Annotated in this window: 16 protein-coding genes; 10 read left to right on the forward strand and 6 right to left on the reverse strand. The window is 43.8% G+C overall.

Annotation, left to right across the window (positions count from 1 at the left end; genetic code table 11):
• Positions 1-64 precede the first annotated feature (64 nt).
• Positions 65-853, reverse strand: coding sequence for a M48 family metallopeptidase (locus R7Q39_RS05285; RefSeq protein WP_155487280.1), 789 nt, complete (start codon positions 851-853; stop codon positions 65-67).
• 201 nt (positions 854-1,054) lie between these two features.
• Here R7Q39_RS05285 and R7Q39_RS05290 point away from each other — a divergent pair, with 201 nt between their 5' ends.
• The 5 genes from R7Q39_RS05290 to cutA all read left to right on the forward strand — a co-directional run bounded on the left by R7Q39_RS05290 (position 1,055) and on the right by cutA (position 4,100).
• A complete protein-coding gene (locus R7Q39_RS05290) occupies positions 1,055-1,489 on the forward strand; it encodes a hotdog fold thioesterase (RefSeq protein WP_005376340.1) in 435 nt (144 codons plus the stop codon).
• Between the two features lie 6 nt (positions 1,490-1,495).
• Positions 1,496-1,729: a DUF3389 domain-containing protein gene (locus R7Q39_RS05295; protein ID WP_005376338.1), complete on the forward strand. Its 234-nt coding sequence runs from the start codon at positions 1,496-1,498 to the stop codon at positions 1,727-1,729.
• Between the two features lie 79 nt (positions 1,730-1,808).
• Positions 1,809-3,518 carry an SgrR family transcriptional regulator gene (locus tag R7Q39_RS05300; protein WP_318075851.1) on the forward strand — a complete coding sequence of 570 codons (1,710 nt, stop codon included), beginning with the start codon at positions 1,809-1,811 and terminating at the stop codon, positions 3,516-3,518.
• Complete coding sequence (locus R7Q39_RS05305; protein ID WP_017634167.1) at positions 3,502-3,753, forward strand: hypothetical protein; 252 nt, start codon at positions 3,502-3,504, stop codon at positions 3,751-3,753. The genes R7Q39_RS05300 and R7Q39_RS05305 overlap by 17 nt, the downstream gene beginning before the upstream one ends.
• Positions 3,754-3,767: 14 nt before the next feature.
• Positions 3,768-4,100 carry a divalent-cation tolerance protein CutA gene (gene cutA, locus R7Q39_RS05310; RefSeq protein ID WP_318075852.1) on the forward strand — a complete coding sequence of 111 codons (333 nt, stop codon included), beginning with the start codon at positions 3,768-3,770 and terminating at the stop codon, positions 4,098-4,100.
• Here cutA and R7Q39_RS05315 read toward each other — a convergent pair.
• Positions 4,062-4,658, reverse strand: a complete 597-nt coding sequence (locus tag R7Q39_RS05315; protein ID WP_318075853.1) for a DUF2238 domain-containing protein — start codon at positions 4,656-4,658, stop codon at positions 4,062-4,064. The two genes, cutA and R7Q39_RS05315, sit on opposite strands and share 39 nt — an antisense overlap.
• 242 nt (positions 4,659-4,900) lie before the next feature.
• Between R7Q39_RS05315 and R7Q39_RS05320 the strand changes: the two genes are divergently transcribed.
• Positions 4,901-5,740, forward strand: coding sequence for an isopenicillin N synthase family dioxygenase (locus tag R7Q39_RS05320; RefSeq protein WP_005386285.1), 840 nt, complete (start codon positions 4,901-4,903; stop codon positions 5,738-5,740).
• Between the two features lie 128 nt (positions 5,741-5,868).
• A complete protein-coding gene (locus tag R7Q39_RS05325) occupies positions 5,869-6,489 on the forward strand; it encodes a DNA-J related domain-containing protein (protein WP_005376328.1) in 621 nt (206 codons plus the stop codon).
• Between the two features lie 79 nt (positions 6,490-6,568).
• On the opposite strand, the gene R7Q39_RS05330 is transcribed toward R7Q39_RS05325, so the two are convergent.
• The 4 genes from R7Q39_RS05330 to R7Q39_RS05345 all read right to left on the reverse strand — a co-directional run bounded on the left by R7Q39_RS05330 (position 6,569) and on the right by R7Q39_RS05345 (position 12,274).
• A complete protein-coding gene (locus tag R7Q39_RS05330) occupies positions 6,569-8,224 on the reverse strand; it encodes an ABC-ATPase domain-containing protein (protein ID WP_318075854.1) in 1,656 nt (551 codons plus the stop codon).
• A gap of 71 nt (positions 8,225-8,295) precedes the next feature.
• The gene (locus R7Q39_RS05335; RefSeq protein WP_047101140.1) at positions 8,296-10,209 is read right to left on the reverse strand and encodes a sensor domain-containing phosphodiesterase; all 1,914 of its coding nucleotides are present in this window, start codon (positions 10,207-10,209) and stop codon (positions 8,296-8,298) included.
• A 180-nt stretch (positions 10,210-10,389) separates the two neighbouring features.
• Positions 10,390-11,589: an enoyl-ACP reductase FabV gene (gene fabV, locus R7Q39_RS05340; RefSeq protein WP_033907078.1), complete on the reverse strand. Its 1,200-nt coding sequence runs from the start codon at positions 11,587-11,589 to the stop codon at positions 10,390-10,392.
• 82 nt (positions 11,590-11,671) lie between these two features.
• A complete protein-coding gene (locus tag R7Q39_RS05345) occupies positions 11,672-12,274 on the reverse strand; it encodes an arylesterase (protein ID WP_033907077.1) in 603 nt (200 codons plus the stop codon).
• Between R7Q39_RS05345 and R7Q39_RS05350 the strand changes: the two genes are divergently transcribed.
• The 3 genes from R7Q39_RS05350 to R7Q39_RS05360 all read left to right on the forward strand — a co-directional run bounded on the left by R7Q39_RS05350 (position 12,273) and on the right by R7Q39_RS05360 (position 17,213).
• Positions 12,273-12,965, forward strand: a complete 693-nt coding sequence (locus tag R7Q39_RS05350; RefSeq protein ID WP_033907076.1) for an ABC transporter ATP-binding protein — start codon at positions 12,273-12,275, stop codon at positions 12,963-12,965. The genes R7Q39_RS05345 and R7Q39_RS05350 overlap by 2 nt on opposite strands.
• A complete protein-coding gene (locus tag R7Q39_RS05355) occupies positions 12,965-15,421 on the forward strand; it encodes an ABC transporter permease (protein ID WP_318075855.1) in 2,457 nt (818 codons plus the stop codon). The genes R7Q39_RS05350 and R7Q39_RS05355 overlap by 1 nt, the downstream gene beginning before the upstream one ends.
• Before the next feature lie 352 nt (positions 15,422-15,773).
• Entirely contained in the window at positions 15,774-17,213 is a 1,440-nt protein-coding gene (locus tag R7Q39_RS05360) for an FAD-dependent oxidoreductase (protein ID WP_318075856.1), read from the forward strand.
• Positions 17,214-17,241: the final 28 nt, after the last annotated feature.

Raw genomic sequence — 17,241 nt, forward strand, 5'->3', positions numbered from 1 at the left:
AAAAGCTCCCTAGGGAGCTTTTTGTTATTTGGCAAGTAAGTAGGTAGACGATAGTAGCAATCAATTAGCCGCATCTTGGTGCTTTCGCGTTATACGCAGGCAGCTTATTTATGGTTGCTTGTAAATCTTTAATACGTGTACTGTGCGATGGGTGGGTTGAGAAGAATTCAGGTGGTTGAGAACCACCTGATGCAGCACTCATATTTTTCCATAAATCGACACTTTGACGTGGGTCGAAACCTGCTTTTGCCATGAATTCCAGCCCGACAATATCAGCCTCAGATTCCTGAGTACGACCGTATGGCAAAATAACACCGTATTGAACACCGACACCAAGTGCCGCCATCGTCATTTGTTGATACTGTTTGTACTCGGAAGCGCCAATGGCAACGTTTGCTAGAGACAACCCTGCATTTGCTAACTGACTTTGTGAGAGACGTTCATTACTGTGGTCAGCGAGGACGTGAGCGACTTCGTGACCAATGACTGTTGCCAACTGATCTTGGTTTTTCGCGACATCTAAAAGCCCGGTATACACGCCGATCTTCCCACCTGGTAGAGCAAACGCATTGACTTGTTCACTATCAAAAACAACGACTTCCCAGTCTTTAAATCCAGATTGAGCGGGAATGCTGTCAGTGATGTGTTTGGCAACGCATTGAACGTAGGCATTCGTTTTGCGGTCTTTGCTGATTGGGATATCTTTCTTCATTTGTTCGAAAGATTTAGCGCCAAGCGATGACATTTCCTGATCTGAAAACATCAGGATCTGGTTGCGACCCGTCGGTGATGCGCTACACGCTGTTAAACCCGCGATAGTTAAAAGAGCAGAGGCTTTCATCCATACCTTCATAACAGGCTCCATTTAATTTTTTGTTTTGAAGCAATAGTATATACCCAAATAGTAACATGATGCATGGATCAAGTTATTCATCTGATTGATAAAGAAGGTGAGATGTTACGTCTTGAAGTTATGCCCAAGTAGCGTCTATGCTAGCTTCCTAGCACATCGTTACAACCTAACAAACCAGTTTGTAAAACTAAGAGTAAAACAATGAGTATATGGAAAAAGCCCGTAAGCATAGAGATTCTGAATGCCACGTCAAAAAATACCCTGATCGAGCACCTACAAATTAAATATACAGATTTCACTGACGACTCCCTTACAGCAACCATGCCCGTATGCAGCTTTACTCATCAACCTTTAGGAATGCTTCACGGTGGTGCATCAGTCGTGCTCGCAGAAACATTAGGCTCATTGGCTGCAAACTTCTCTGTCGATGAGGGCAGCTACTGCGTCGGTTTAGATATTAACGCGAACCATGTGCGAGCCATGCGAAGTGGTCATGTGATTGGTACGGCAAAACCGCTTCATCTGGGTATTTCAACGCAAGTGTGGCAAATCGATATCACTGATGAGCGAGGCCGTTTAGTGTGTACCAGTCGCTTGACCATCGCTGTGAAACAACACAAAACAAAGTCGGTATAAACTAAGATGGTGATTGAGTTTTCATTAGGAAAAATCATTGCAACCCAGCGTGAAATAGTGATTAAGCTCTCCGGTAGTGCAATGGTAACCTTGCAAGCGCAAACCGATGCAATTCAGTTGCTGGGTAGAGGAGCGAACGTTGTTTTATCTCATGGAGCAGAGTGCAAATGGTCTATCAAGCTGGACAACGAGGAGCAACTGGCTGAACTTTCGCGAGAAATTGGTATCGATATTCAATAATTTATAGTGTGATGTTTGCACTTTTTGGAAAAAATGAGGAAACTTAGCTTATCGACAACAAGATAAGAATTTCCTCTTTATGAGTAGCCCTCGTTTACGTGTTCAGTTCGAAACACTGTTTGAAAAATTTTCCGGTCACGATACGGACGTTCAGCTCGAAGACATCACCGAAGCGTTGTTTTGTACACGTCGTAATGCTCGTATTGTTCTAAATAAACTTGAAGAAGAGGGCTGGATTGAGTGGCATCCGGCAGCGGGTCGAGGAAAACTTTCGAAACTCGTTTTTAAACGTAATCGAAGCGACGTCAGCGAAAACCTCGCCAGGCGTTATCTCGATGAAGGGAAAATCGGTCAGGCTCTAGATGCGCTTGATAACGATGCGGCGCGATTGACGCAGGTTATCCAAGGTTATTTAGGGCTTCAGCATCGACAGGGCGAGCAGGTCGTGCGTTTGCCTTATTATCGACCATTGTCGATGTTAAACCCGCAGAAACCGATGCGGCGCTCTGAACAGCACATCGCCAGACAAATTTTTAGCGGACTCACTCGCCTTGATGAAAATGAACAACTTCAACCAGATTTAGCCCACACGTGGGAAGCAATTTCTGATACACATTGGCGTTTTTATCTTCGTCGTGGAGTACGCTTTCATAACGGTGAACCGTTAACAACCAGTTGTGTTCTTGAAAGTGTGCTTGCGTTAAATAGCTTGAACTTGTTTTCTCACATAAAGCGGGTGTCTTCGCCACAAGAGTGGACCGTTGATATTGAGCTCATCCGTCCTGATCGCTACCTGCCTCTGGCTCTGAGTGAGTCGCAAGCAAAAATTTTGCTACCGAGTGCTTTGCGTTCTGAAAGCTTCGATAGACAACCGATAGGGACAGGGCCGTTCCAAGTTAAAATGAATGATGATAAGCGTCTTATTTTGACTGCTTTTGATGGCTACTTTGGTTTTCGCCCTTTACTTGACCAAGTGGAGGTGTGGGTAATCGATGAAGCCTATTCTTCAATGGTTTATCCAAGCCTGTCAAAGCCGAAGATGGATAAACAAGGTTCATCCGATGAAGTCGAGCTGGACCCTGGCTGTACATTCCTATTACTAAACAAAAACACTGGGATTGCAAAAGATCCACGTTGGGCAGAGTTCCTCTCGCAAACCCTCAACAGTCACCAGATTTACGCGCATGTTCCACAAGATAAAGTGATGGAACTGGGAGTATTGCAAGCGTTTGGCCTTAAGCCCGGTTGGATTGATCTTAGGCCAGCGGAAGCGGGCAGCGTACCACAGGCTAATAAGGTAATTTCCGTAGCGTATCAGAAAAAGCATCCGATGTTTCCAGTAGTTGCCAAGGCCATCAAGACACTCTTAAAACCGCACGGTATAGAGGTTGAGTTTATTCGTTATGATTCTCAACCGCCCGCGCCTAAGGAAGTGGATGTTTGGGTGAAAGCTATGGGCATTGCAACGAACCGAAATGACGCGTTGGCGGGCTGGCTCCTGGATTACAGTGATATTGAGAAGTTCAGTTCAGGTTACGATTTTAGTGAATGGGCTAAACTTGTCGATCAATGGCGTGCCGGCATGCACACAGACTTTCCTGCGCGTGAGTTAGGACGACAGTTAGTAAAAAGCTGTCAGGTGATTCCTATGTTTCACTGCTGGCTGGGTGTGAATAAAGACCACAGCGGTGCGTTACAAAATGCAAAGTGTAATGCCTTAGGTTGGTTTGATTTTAATAATGTATGGGTCAAACCGGATATAGAAAGTAACCATGGCGAAACCGAATAAAAAACAACCGACGAAAACCGTCGATATCTATTGCTCAAAATGTAAAACTCAACTATTTAAGTACCGTAAAGGCGGAAAAGGCGCACTGGTCAAGTGCTTCAAAGAGCGCATTGTTGACGATTTCACACAAACCCCATGTATTTGCCCCGCTTGCGGGCAAGAATTTGCAAGAGATACCCTAGTGAGAGGAACGCCTGCTTACAAAATGATTGGCGGCAAAGTGACAATGAAATAATGAAGGGCTAGAAAATGAGTATGAAACATGACTATTGCATGGTTTTAAGTACAACCAGTAATGAAAAAAATCGAGATCAGATCATTGAAGGTTTGCTAGATGCCCAATTAGCCGCGTGTATTCAAACAATGCCTATTGAAAGCCACTACGTTTGGAAAGGGGAGGTTTGTACTGACAACGAATGGTTGCTAGTCATCAAAACTCGTCGAGAACTTTATGAATTGGTGGAAGAGAAAATAGAAAACCTGCACGAATACGAGGTCGCTCAAATCGTACAGGTTCCAATTGTTGATGGGTTTAACCCTTATTTAGAATGGTTGAGAGAATCGACGTTGAGCCGACATTAAGAATAACGACAACACTGCACCAACGGTATCGCACAACATATCTTTCTGGGCGTCCCATATGTCACCTTGCGAGCCCAGAAAGGCAATTCCCTCATCGCCACCAGCCAACTCCGCATACCACCATTCGATAATCTCATAGCCAGCAGCAAGTGACATGATAGCAAACAAAGCAAACCAGCAAGAGAACGCTTTGTTGAACCGTTTTTTGTTTATCAAGTATTCAGCGATCGGATATGCGTAAAGGCCAATTGAAAAGTGCGCAACGCGATCAAAATTATTTCGCTCTGAACCAATCATGTCGTTAAACCAGTCAAACGGCACTTCGGAGAACGTATATTTCGCACCGATAGTGTGCAAACAGAGCCAGATGAACATTAAAAAGTAAGCCGTATTACTGAACTGATAGCGAATCGAAATCGCCCAAATAGCAACAAGAATACCAATCGCCGGGATAATCTCCGCAAACCAAACTGCACGTGAGTTAGGTTCCAACGCAGAAAATAAAAACACGATGGCATAAAAAATCGTTAATCCTAAGAGTATTGAGGTGCTTTTCATAGAGTTACTTGATCCTTCAATTTATCTTACAGTGGGACTCCATAGATTGTGTTAATGATTGCACTTAATTGAACGGTGTGCAATTGATATTTTAATGGGTTTTTTGATCACTGAAAATGTTGATTTATTGGCAAACTGCTCAACATTAAAACGTTTGCGCGTACACTTTTCATTAAAGTTTGATTTACAACATGCCCATCCATAGAATCCATGATTCAGTCTAATAAAAAAGAAGTAAAGCCATGAAACTGGAAACTGTCGATTATCTTGCTGACGATGCTGCTCAACAGTTCGTTACCTCTCTACGCGAAACGGGGTTCGGTGTGTTGAAAAACCACCCGATTCCACAAGAGCTTGTAGAGTCAATTTACAAAAACTGGCATGAGTTTTTCTGTTCAGAACAAAAGAATGATTTTCACTTTAACGTAGACACCCAAGATGGCTACTTCCCACCTTCTGTGTCTGAAGTGGCGAAAGGGCACAAAGTGAAAGACATCAAAGAGTACTTTCATGTTTACCCTTGGGGCCAGATCCCAGAGCAGCTTAAAGCTGAAATCTTAGAGTACTACGAGCGTGCCAATGCATTTGCTCAAGAGCTATTAGGTTGGGTTGAAGCGTACGCACCTAAGGACGTTCAAGAGAAGTTCTCTATCGCGTTGTCAGAAATGATCAATAACAGTGACAAAACATTACTACGCGTGCTTCACTACCCACCGATGACAGGCGAAGAAGAGCCAGGCGCTATTCGTGCTGCTGCGCATGAAGACATTAACCTGTTAACGGTTTTGCCTGCTGCCAATGAGCCTGGACTGCAAGTAAAGAGTAAAGAGGGTGATTGGATCGATGTACCATGTGACTTCGGAAACTTAATCATCAACATTGGTGATATGCTTCAAGAAGCGTCAGGTGGTTATTTCCCTTCAACGACTCACCGTGTAATCAACCCTACGGGTGGCCGTCAAGAAAAGTCACGTATCTCATTACCGTTGTTCCTGCATCCAAAGCCGGAAGTGGTGTTATCTGAGCGCTACACTGCACATAGCTACCTTATGGAACGTTTACGTGAGCTAGGGGTTATTTAACCTTTACGTGATCTCCTTACAAAGGCCGATGGTGAATGACTATCGGCCTTTTTGCATTTATGCTACAAAGTGGAAACTATGTTTTTTGTGCCGTGAATGGGGCCCTAAACTCGTGTCAGAGAGGATGAATGGAAGGACAACGTACTGTCAATAGTATTGAGCCTCATGCAATAGAAAATCCGCTGCTTTGGCCAATGCTAGAAATTCTGAGAAAACAGCCCTCTAATTGGAAAGTGCACACCTTGGCAAGCTCGTTGGGTGAACAAGGTTATATTTCAAAGCTGGACGACTCTCCCGATAAGGATTTATTCAAAAGAAATTTCCTGATCATGAATGCATTATATCAACTGCAAGACACTCTGTATCCGGATAGTTGGCTTCAAGTCGAAGCCATGGATATTCAGCTCATGTCTTCGATGGAAGCTTTGAGGCATAAGATCGATATTCATGATCCTTTGCGTGAGTATTACTTAGATTGGCGCAATTACGAAGCGGACGAAGATGAAGTGCGTCGACTGTTGAATGAATTTTGGACAACTTATCAAAAGTTCATCGGTGGTTCGTCAGTAGCCAGCGTAGATAAGACAAAGGCACTGTCACTATTTGAACTTAACACTGACGCTACGCCTGCGGAAATTAGAAAACAATGGCGAAAACTCGCGCTTCGTTGGCATCCTGATCGAGAAAATGGCGATGCAGAAAGATTTAGAGTTCTTTGTGAAGCGTGGAATGTACTGAGAAACGAATGATTCGCTAAGAATAAAGATAAAGGAAGGCAGCTAACTATAGCTGCCTTTTGATTGAACTGTCTCTGTCAGCGTATCAAAACTAGCATGATGACTTAAACTGAGATTTTCGCATGCGGTTGAGGGCAGCCATAACGTCTAGTGTGCGTGGTTTGGCTAAGTCGCCTTGTTTAGGAAGAGCGGCATGCCACTCACCAGACAGCATTTCTTCAATCTCCTTCGCCGGATGATTACACCAACCTGGAAGTTGAGCAATTTGGAACCATAACCAGCCAATTGTGTTGACTTCATCGGCTGACTCTATCTGTTCCAAAGCGCTAAGATCAGTAAACTCTTTACCAAATCGAAGTGACTCTTTGCCTTTCGCATTCACACGGAACTTGCCGTCAGTCAGAATATTCATCAACGCAACGCGGTTCAGTGCTCGAGGTGGGAAGGTCTGTAAACGTTCTTCTGACTCGTTATGGCGTTGAGTAGGGTGCTGAGCGATAACTTCTTTCGCTTTTTCAGTCACATCAACGGCTTGGTAGTCGTGCATTTGAATGACGGTATCGGCAACGTCTAAGTAGTCGCCCGACCCACCCATAACGATAATGGTAGAGATATCAAGATCATCTCGTAATTGACCAATGCGGTCGACGAGAGGAGTAATTGGCTCATCACCTTTTGCCACCAATGCCTGCATACGCTCATCTCTAATCATGAAGTTGGTAGCAGAAGTATCTTCATCAATCAATAATGTGCTTGAACCCGCTTCAATAGACTCTTGAAGCCAAGCGGCTTGCGACGTTGAGCCTGATGCGTCTTGAGTAGAAAAGTCCGCCGTATCTTTACCCATTGGTAAATGGTTGATGTAGTTCGACAGGTTCAAGTGGTGTACGCATCGGCCATCTTCGGCACGAATCTTCATAGCCTTGTTATCGGCAACAATGTATTCGCGACCATCTCCTGGAATATGATCGTAAATTGAACGCTCTATTGCATTTAATAAGGTAGATTTACCGTGGAAGCCACCACCTACAATCAGTGTGATACCTTTTGGAATTCCTAATCCTGTGACATGGCCCTTGTTTGGCGCATGTAAAGTGGCTTGTAGAGATTCAGGGGCTTTAAACTCAACGGCTTCTTTCATTGGAAGGTCGCAATTACCTGCAATTCGAGGAAGAATACTGCCGTTTGCGACAAACGCGACTAAGTTATTGGCCTCTAACTGTTCTCGCAGGGCATCTTGGTCTTCAACAACTTGGCAGTGCTTAATTAAAGCGGCTTTGTCGAGTTCACGCTCTAAAGTTGCTCGACGGATAAACTTAGGCAGGTGGAAAGTCAGTATGTTGTTGGCTTTTTTCCCCAATACTGAACGACCTTCAGCCGGTAAGTTAACTCGAAAACGCAGTTCAATACCTTCTTCAGTAAACAACACCGCGGTGCTATCCAGTACAGTTTGGCCTGTCAGTGAAATTGATACTGAGTTTTCTTGTTTAGCAAACTGTTCAAAACTACGCGCAATAAAATCACGTGCACCTCTTTGAAATGCAGGAGACTCGTCTCTTAGCCACTCAAGACCAGTCAAAGACCATGCGCGAGTCGCACGAAAACGTGACGCCGATGCATAAGGGTCACCCTGTACATGATCGACAAACAAAGTGAAATCAGTGAAGTCGTATTGACCTTTGATTTGCTGATAAGCTCGGTAGTTCTGCTTTTCAATTTTCTTAAGCGTGGCAGTCAACTGATCCATGAAGATATTGGCCTTTTAATAGAAGCGGGCGGCGATTATAGAAACCACCGCCCTCATAGTAAAGAGAATGCTTAGGAAGAGTAGGCGTATTGCCCGCCAGAAAGGCGCTGATTAAACAAACTTTGCTCAAATTCATTACAAGGCATAGGTTTACCATAAAGAAAACCTTGTCCGATATCACAACCCTCACCAATAAGAAACTGCTCTTGTTGGTGGGATTCAATGCCCTCGATCACTACTTGGAGTTCCAGTTTTTTTGCAATGTGTATGATTGAACAAATGATCTCGCGATCATCATCTGACTTTTCCATTTGCTGGACGAAGCTTTTATCAATTTTGATGGCATCAAACGGATATTTCTTTAAATAGCTGAACGAAGCATATCCTGTACCAAAGTCATCAAGTGACAATGTCACACCTAGTTTATGCAACTTATTTAACGTTGTGCGTGCTACTATTTCATCAGCAATTAGAGCGCTCTCGGTTACTTCGAGTTCGAGAAAGTGTGCTGGCAAATGGAAAGTGTCGAGTAGGTGTTGCACTTGTTCTGCAAAATTTACGTTTTGTAATTGAATGGGAGAAACGTTGACGGCAATTTTGAAGTTATCGATTAACTCAGACCATTGTTTCGCTTTGTCTATCGCGGTACGCAGAACAAAAGAGCCAACTTCAAAGATAAGCCCGTTTTGTTCGGCCATATGTATCAATGCTTCGTTGGAAACGTCGCCAAGTATTGGATGTCTCCAGCGAAGCAAGGCTTCTGCGCCAATCCATTTACGTGTTTTGGAGTCTACTTGAGGTTGAAAGTACAACACTAAATCGTCGTTACGCACTGCTTGTAAAAGGTAACTTTCCAGTTCATTGTGACTATTGAGATCAGCCGAATGATTTTCTCTAAAATAACTAAAAGGTTCGCCGGATTCTTTACATAGAAGCATCGCGTAACATGCATGTTGAAGGATACGCTTAGCATTGCTGCAATCTTTGTAAGCTTGAACTATACCGATATACGTGTGCAAATGTATTTCTGTTTTGTTGAAGACAAATCCATCTACGCTAATTTTAGTGATATCATCTAATAGTTGATTTAACCGAGCTTCAATATCCTCTCCCCAAATCAATAAAACCATGTCATTCGAACTTGGTCTACCAGTGATAAATCCGCTAGCACCGTGTCTGGTTAATCTGGAGTGAAATTCTTTTAAAATGTTGTCAAAGACCTCGAACCCGTGCCTGGTCTGAATACTGCGAGCGTTACTAAAACCAATGTTGATGACCACAAGCGATTGCTGATCACTATCAAGGGACTGTAAGGTGTATTGGACAATGTTCTCAAGTGCAGAACGATTTAGAAATCCAGTTCCCTGATCATGTGTTTTTTGGTAGCTCACTTGTTTTTCCGCGGCTTTACGGCGATCAATCTCTTGTGTTAAGGAGTAACTTAACTGGGCTAAATCCGTGGTACGATTTTCAATTCGACTCTTTAGCTCGGTGTTAAGTCGCTGAAGTTTATGTTGTTGGTACACAACTGAAAGCTGTGCTTCGATTGAATCTTTGAAAGTTTCAAGCAACTGACGGTAACTATCGTTGTACTCGTTTCTCTCAGAGTCAAGCATACAGATTGTTCCAAATGTCTCCCCATTTGGCCAGAATAGCGGTAAGCCGCAATAAGAAATCATGCCTAGTTTGATGTCTGGGTTATTTTGCCATTCTTCATCTTCAAGCGCATTGGGGATTACAAGCTCGCCTTTCTGTTCTATAACTTGCTCGCAATACAAACCGTTACCAAGCTGCTCTGCATCGCCAGTACGATAAGGATTACCTAGAGTTTCGCTAGATGTATTTACTTCTATGCGATCCGGATGGATACGCATAATTAATGTGGTGGGTACGTGTGTTATTTGAGCCAGTAAGTTGACGATTTCTTGCCAACTTCTTCGCATAGACTCAGGGATTTCGTAGTCTAATGTTTGCAATCTCCCCATATAGGTCATCCTTTACGTGGTTTCACTTCCTGTGAATTAAAAATGCAGACTGCTCTATTTTGTTCTCGCTTTTTAATTAAGTATAGGGTGGCTAGGGCTCGAAACAAAAAAAAGTCCTGAAAAGTGTTCAGGACTAGGAATAGTTGTCACATATCTCATCCTTGAAACAGATAACAAGCATCAAGGCTTAAGCGACATTAACGATTCAATAGAAATGTCTTGCGAATAGTCGACATCCTCAAAGTTAAAGCCATTGAGCTTCATAAACTCATCTTTAAAACCTTGGTAATCACCAATCTCTTTAAAGTTATCAGCATTCATTTGTTCTAAAAGAGCGTGGACTTCTTGTTGAACTTGCGGTTCAAGTTCCAAGTCATCTATTCGAATCAAGCGTTCACCGTCAACTGGCACTTTCTCTTGATCGTATAACTTCGTAGTAAACAGCCGCTGCATTTGTTCAATACAGCGTTCGTGAGTACCTTTTTCCTTCATCACTCGATAAAGCGCTAACAGGTAGGGACTTAGCGCAGGGATGAATACACTGGCTTTCGTCACCAACGCCTTACACACGGTTGCGTAAGCACCGCCGTCAAAGTTGGCGAGTTTGAGGTTTAATGAATGACTGGTTTGGTGTAAATCGATTTTCGCTCGACCTAACGTACCATCGAGATAAATTGGGTGCGTAATGTCAGGGCCCATGTAAGAAAAGGCGATGGTTTTGCAGCCGTTTGCAATAGAGTCGTTATTGATGAGTGTGTCAATCCAGCTTTCCCAGTCTTCGCCGCCCATTACTTTAATGGTGGCATTGGCTTCCTCTTCTGTTGCTGGCGTTAAGGTGGTTTCTATCCACTTATCGTTCTCCAGCATGATAGAAGCGCCAGTGACAGGCTCACCAATCGGTTTAATGACACTGCGCCAAAACTCATCAGATTTAGGTTTAGGTCGAACACCGGTTGCCAAGCTATAGATGACTAAGTCAACTTCACCCTCAAAGTACGTTTCAATGGCTTCAATCACTTGATTGCGCACCGAACCAGAGAATGCATCACCAACAATATTTATTGCGGTATGCCCGGCTTGATTTGCTTCTTGCTTAAAAAAGACGTTGTTATACCAACCCGCACTCCCAACCCCTTTCTCTGAAGGGCCACGCTCAAATGAGACGCCAATGGTATCGGCGTTAGCGCCACCGAACGTTAGGGCGATTCGGGCCGCTAGGCCGAAACCAGAGGAGGCACCAATAATCAAAACCCGTTTTGGGCCTTTTTTGATCTGTGGGGCGCGTTTTACGTATTCAATTTGCTCTTTAATAGATGCATGACACCCTTTGGGGTGCGCAGAGCGAGCAACAACACCTTGAATTAACGGTTCTATTCGCATGTTGTTATCTATCCTCGATGAGTGGAATTGAAAATAGATTAACGTAAAGTTACGTAAAACTTATTGAGCTAGACCATTAAAATTAGAGATGTTTAATTAATTCTTGAGCAACGAAACCTGCGATCCAAGGTTGTGCATCTGGTTTTGGGTGAAGGCCATCATCCATCATCCATTCTGGTTTGGTGACAACATGCTCTAAGAAGAATGGCATCAAGGCAACTTGTTGATGCTGTGCAAGCTTAGGGTAGATATCGTAAAACATATCGCTATAGCGCTTACCATAATTAGGTGGAACCCGAATTTGCATCATGACAACGTCCGCACCAGAATCTTTTATCATGGTAATCATTTTTGAAAGATTCGACGTAATAAGTTTAGGAGGGAAACCTCTTAGGCCATCGTTGGCACCTAACTCAATAAGTACCATGTCAGGGCTATGCTGAGTTAGCAACTGAGGTAACCGTGCTAAGCCATTGCCAGTGGTATCGCCAGAAATACTGGCATTAATAACTGTTACATCTTGACCATGTTCTGACAACGCATCAGGGAGTAAGCTAGGCCAACTCTCTTCGATCGGCATCTGATAGCCTGCACTCAAGCTATCACCCAAGACAAGTAGCTTTTCGCTCGCATGTGCAGTAGCGGAAAAACAAAAAAATAGAACTAAGGAAAGTATACGAATCATGCAAACACCTGTACTTAATGCACCTATTGTTCAAGCCAATTTGGTTTCTAAACAAGTCTCTACTAATCAAGAACAATTAACAATCCTCAAAGACGTAAATGTTGACATCCGAAAAGGAGAAAAAATCGCCATCGTCGGAACTTCCGGTGCAGGTAAGTCAACATTGATGACGTTGCTAGCTGGTCTTGATACTCCGACATCAGGCGAAATTACTTTATTAGGTCATGAATTATCAAAACTGGATGATGAAGCACGTGCGAAAGTTCGGGCTGACTCTTTAGGTTTCGTTTTCCAAAGTTTCTTGTTAATCCCGAGTTTGAGTGCATTACGTAATGTCACGCTTCCTTGTCTTTTACGTGGTGAAGCCGAAGATGAAGCAAGAGCAGCGGAATTATTAGCTTCTGTTGGATTGGAAAAACGTGTCGACCATCTACCAAGCCAGTTATCTGGTGGTGAACAACAGCGAGTTGCACTAGCGCGCGCATTTATGACACAACCTGAACTGTTGTTCGCAGACGAACCTACCGGTAATCTTGACCATCAAACCGCAGACAAAGTGATTGAGCTGCTATTCGATCTTAATGAACAGCACGGGACAACTCTGATTTTAGTAACACACGATGGTCATCTAGCAAGCCGATGTGACCGTATTTATCGTATGGAGGCGGGTGAGCTTAAGGAGGAGATGTAATGTCTGCAGTATCATCAAGTGAAGCAACATCCACAGAGCAAAACAGTACAACACAGCACTCGTCGAATAAAAGCTTGATACGCTGGAGTTTCGGCGAAATAAGGCAGGGGAATCTTTGGCCTATTAGCGTTGCTCTTATTCTCGTGATTGCGAGTATCTTTGCGCTTTCTGCATTAGCAGAACGAATGGAGCAGGTGATCGTCAAGCAGGGGAAGGACGCATTAACGGCAGATGCGGTGTTTGTGTCTGCTAATCCCATTCCGGACACGTTGTTAGCCTCGACTGAAAGCCTTGAACGTTCGACGATGACACGCTTTGCCACTATGGCATTTAGCGATAATGGTATGCAGCTTATTTCTGTAAGGGCGGTGGATGATAATTACCCTTTAATGGGAGAGCTCGTTCTTGAAAATAATCCAGCCGGTCGCGTTAAAGAGAACCAACTCTGGCTTGATGAGCGGATTATGACTCAACTAAGCGTAAAGCCAGGTGACAGTGTCACGATAGGCGATGCCGAGTTTACTGTATCAGGCGCAGTATTGATGGAACCAGGCTTGAGCTTTAATCCATTTCAGCAAATGCCTTCTGCATACATTCATCAAAGTGACGTAGATAAAACAGGAGCAATTCAAGTTGGGAGTCGAGTTCAATACCGTCTATTTTTACAAGCCGATGATAAAACACTAAAGAGCTTACAAGATGATACGCAGCTTTCTCCGAGCGATCGCTGGCGCACGCAAGATACTGCCAGTCGTAGTAATGAGGTTTTTGAACGCACGACGCAGTATCTGTCGTTGACAGTAGCAATTGTCATCATTATGGCGGCGACAACATTGGTTCTTACTTGTCAAAATTACGTGAACAGCCGGACACAAACTATCGCGATGTTGAAAAGTCTTGGTGCGAGCCGCCGATGGATTGAAAAGTGGTTATTTATTCAAGTCACAATCCTTCTCATTAGTGCCAGTGTCGTCGGTCTATTGTTAGGGAGCGGGCTGGAATATTTATTACGCATTCCACTCAAAGACTTATTACCCGAGCCACTCCCTAGTTACGGCGTCACACCATTTTTGGTGGCATTTATCTCAGCAGTCTTGATTACGGTGCCTGCTCTCGGTATACCATTGTTAGGCTTGATTAAAACTCCCGCGTTAGAAGTGCTACAGCAGGGTAAAGCGCAACGTTCTTGGAAGCGAATGTTACTTGTTCTAGTTCCCGTTGTTCCACTGCTTTTACTGTATGCAGATAACACCTTAGTTTGGATCGTGCTCACTGGTATAGCGGTACAGTTTGTGGTACTCGCAGCAGTTAGCGTCACACTCACAAAGCTGTTTGCACGTGTGTCAACCCATCCTGCAATGAAGCTTGCGTTGAGTCGTATCAACCGGACGCCAGTAACCAGCGGCCTACAGTTTGGTGCTTTGGCATTATCTTTGATGTTGCTGTCTATCATTTGGCTTGTGCGCAGCGATATTCTCGCGGATTGGGAGAGAACCTTACCTGCAGACGCGCCAAATGTGTTCGCTTTGAACATTGGTGATTATGAGCTCGATAACTACCTAGAAACCCTAGATAAAAATGGAGTTACGCGGTCACAAGCTTATCCAATAATTCGTGGACGACTAACAGAGATTAACGGTCAAAACGTCAAAGAGATTGATTACGAAGGAGAAGGTTCTGACGCGATACGTCGAGAGCTAAACCTGACATGGGGAGATACCCTACCAGAATATAATGATGTGCTTTCGGGTGAATGGACAAACAAAGGGAGTGTATCTGTAGAAGCGGATGTAGCAAATGACTTAGGCATAAAACTCGGTGATACGCTGCGCTTTGTAATAAACAGCCAGAATTACGATGCAGTAGTAGATACCATCCGTTATGTCGAATGGCGTGACATGAAGCCTAACTTTTATTTTATTTTCTCATCTGACGTGATGGCTAATTTACCTGGTTCTTACCTCATCAGTTATAGGATTGAAGAAGGAAATGAAGCGTTGTTGACGTCAATGTCACGTGCTCACCCAACGGTTTCTGTTTTAGATATCCGAACTATGGGCGAGAAAATTCAGGCTTTGATTCAGCAAATCGTATCAGCAATCACCATCCTTGCTCTTTTAGGCGTTGTTGCTGGTCTGCTGCTCATCTTTACTCTACTGAGGTTAAGCTTGTCCCAACGTCAACAAGAGATTCGTTTGTATCGCACATTAGGTTCAAGTAAGAAACGGATCAACACAACCCTGTGGGCCGAGTACGGAATTATGGCGTTGATTGCTAGTGGTGTTGCGGTATTCGCTGCGGAAGTTTGTGTGGCCGCAGTCATGACATATGGATTCGATCTCAATGCACAAATTCACCCCGAATTGTGGATAGCTTTACCGCTTGCAACATTTGTTACGTTGGCACTTGTAGTGATGAGTTTGTTGAAAAGATTGTTAACGCCAGTAAACACTTAATCGCAGCGAGTGTTATCAAGTTTGGAACACTCCATGACACTTTTATTTTAGTTATCCACAAAAACAGTGGATAACTTTTGGGATAACTAAATGGGGTAAAAAGTGGGGTGTTTCTGCAGGCTTTACGCCATGGGTCTTACAGTGAAATTCTTATTCACATAGACACAAAAAAGTGTCTTCTTAACCATGTCGTCAAGTACTTTTTCGCAAATTTTTTCTACTTTAATGCACTTTACAGGCGCTGTTGGATATTTCGCAAACCCATGAACTTTTTGTGATTTTAATCAAGTCCAAACACGAGTAGAATCCACCGTTAGTAAAGAATTTTCCTTATAAAATTTTTAGTGAAGCAATGAAGTCTGAGTTTCCAAGTTATAAAGATAAGCATATCGCTGTTGTTGGTGGCGGTGTAGCAGGTGCAACAGCAGCAATTCATTTTGCGGAGCTGGGTTTTAAAGTTTCCGTAATAGAGAAGGGCGTATCACTAGTAAATGGTCCACCCATTTGTCATTTGCATGCTGGTGGTAATTTATATCGAGAGATTTCCGAGCAACAATGCTTAGACTTGTTAGCACAATCTATCGATACTGTTCGCCTGTATCCGCTTTCACTGAATATTCGTCCGACAATCATCGCGGTTCCTCATTCCGATGGTGGAGACCCATCCACACTAGTTCCGCGATTAGAGGTTGTGAAAAGTGCTTATCAGACGCTCGTTGATAAAGATGAGAGTAATAAAGTGCTCGGCGAGCCAAGCGAATACTACAAACTGTATTCAAAAGCGGAGCTAGAAGCTCTCGCGCAACGTACTCAACCAAGTCATCCTACAAACTTCGATGAGTGGTGCATTCCTTTTGCTCAACATGCTGATCTTGAAGCGCTAAAGTATCCTGTTGTCGCAGTTCAAGAATATGGTTGGAGTGTTTTTCGCCTCGCCGCAATTGCCAACTTAACACTAGATACGCTTCCTAATGCTTCGGTCTTCACACAAGCAACGTTTAAGCAAGCCGATTGGATGGGGGAACACTGGCAACTTGGCTATGAACGTGAAGGTATCGATTACCTGATGACATGCGACTACTTGGTTAACGCGTGTGGCTTTGAAACAGGCTCAATTGACAACACAGTTGGTGCCAAGCGTGACAGGTTGGTGGAGTTTAAAGCCGCTTACGTTACGAGGTGGGCAGACTGTCAACAACAATGGCCAGAAGTTATTTTTCATGGCCCGCGTGGAACCGATAAAGGAATGGCTCAATTGACGCCTTATGGCGATGGTTACTTTCAACTTCATGGTATGACAAAAGGAATCACGCTGTTTGAAGATGGTTTAGTGGAGAGCACGAACTCATCTGCTCAACCTGAACTGCCTATGCCTTTACTCTCGAAGATCCGTAACGGCTGGAGAGAAGAATTGTTAGAAGAGCGAACGAACAATGCCATCAAACACATGGCGCAGTTTATTCCCGACTATCACTCTGCTGTAAAAGGAGGAAAAGCATTGTTTGGCGCTCAGCAAATTCCCGGAACAGACCCAGTACTCAGAGCGGCAGATGTGACTTTTGAAGATAACCACTATGCGAGAATAGAGGTGGTAAAAGCGTCATCGACACTACTCGCAGCGCAAAAAATGCTTCAATTCTGGTTTGACATCGATCCTAACCAAAATGTGGAAACACAGCATCCGGTCGCTGTAAAGTGGTCTGAACAAGAGGTCGAGCAGTACGCGATTAAACTCACTCAAGAGCGAGGCTATCCACAAGCTTTAGCAGTGCGTTATGGTATGCCTACATAATCGGCTGTGTTTGGGCTCAGTGGTTGTA

The sequence above is a fragment of the Vibrio sp. 947 genome (assembly GCF_033339115.1).
Taxonomy (GTDB): domain Bacteria; phylum Pseudomonadota; class Gammaproteobacteria; order Enterobacterales; family Vibrionaceae; genus Vibrio; species Vibrio alginolyticus.

Bases quoted from the DNA above. Each gene is read 5' to 3' on its own strand.
- R7Q39_RS05285 (WP_155487280.1), bottom strand. From the start codon at position 853: ATGAAGGTATGGATGAAAGCCTCTGCTCTTTTAACTATCGCGGGTTTA.
- R7Q39_RS05290 (WP_005376340.1), top strand. From the start codon at position 1,055: ATGAGTATATGGAAAAAGCCCGTAAGCATAGAGATTCTGAATGCCACG.
- R7Q39_RS05295 (WP_005376338.1), top strand. From the start codon at position 1,496: ATGGTGATTGAGTTTTCATTAGGAAAAATCATTGCAACCCAGCGTGAA.
- R7Q39_RS05300 (WP_318075851.1), top strand. From the start codon at position 1,809: ATGAGTAGCCCTCGTTTACGTGTTCAGTTCGAAACACTGTTTGAAAAA.
- R7Q39_RS05305 (WP_017634167.1), top strand. From the start codon at position 3,502: ATGGCGAAACCGAATAAAAAACAACCGACGAAAACCGTCGATATCTAT.
- cutA (WP_318075852.1), top strand. From the start codon at position 3,768: ATGAGTATGAAACATGACTATTGCATGGTTTTAAGTACAACCAGTAAT.
- R7Q39_RS05315 (WP_318075853.1), bottom strand. From the start codon at position 4,658: ATGAAAAGCACCTCAATACTCTTAGGATTAACGATTTTTTATGCCATC.
- R7Q39_RS05320 (WP_005386285.1), top strand. From the start codon at position 4,901: ATGAAACTGGAAACTGTCGATTATCTTGCTGACGATGCTGCTCAACAG.
- R7Q39_RS05325 (WP_005376328.1), top strand. From the start codon at position 5,869: ATGGAAGGACAACGTACTGTCAATAGTATTGAGCCTCATGCAATAGAA.
- R7Q39_RS05330 (WP_318075854.1), bottom strand. From the start codon at position 8,224: ATGGATCAGTTGACTGCCACGCTTAAGAAAATTGAAAAGCAGAACTAC.
- R7Q39_RS05335 (WP_047101140.1), bottom strand. From the start codon at position 10,209: ATGGGGAGATTGCAAACATTAGACTACGAAATCCCTGAGTCTATGCGA.
- fabV (WP_033907078.1), bottom strand. From the start codon at position 11,589: ATGCGAATAGAACCGTTAATTCAAGGTGTTGTTGCTCGCTCTGCGCAC.
- R7Q39_RS05350 (WP_033907076.1), top strand. From the start codon at position 12,273: ATGCAAACACCTGTACTTAATGCACCTATTGTTCAAGCCAATTTGGTT.
- R7Q39_RS05345 (WP_033907077.1), bottom strand. From the start codon at position 12,274: ATGATTCGTATACTTTCCTTAGTTCTATTTTTTTGTTTTTCCGCTACT.
- R7Q39_RS05355 (WP_318075855.1), top strand. From the start codon at position 12,965: ATGTCTGCAGTATCATCAAGTGAAGCAACATCCACAGAGCAAAACAGT.
- R7Q39_RS05360 (WP_318075856.1), top strand. From the start codon at position 15,774: ATGAAGTCTGAGTTTCCAAGTTATAAAGATAAGCATATCGCTGTTGTT.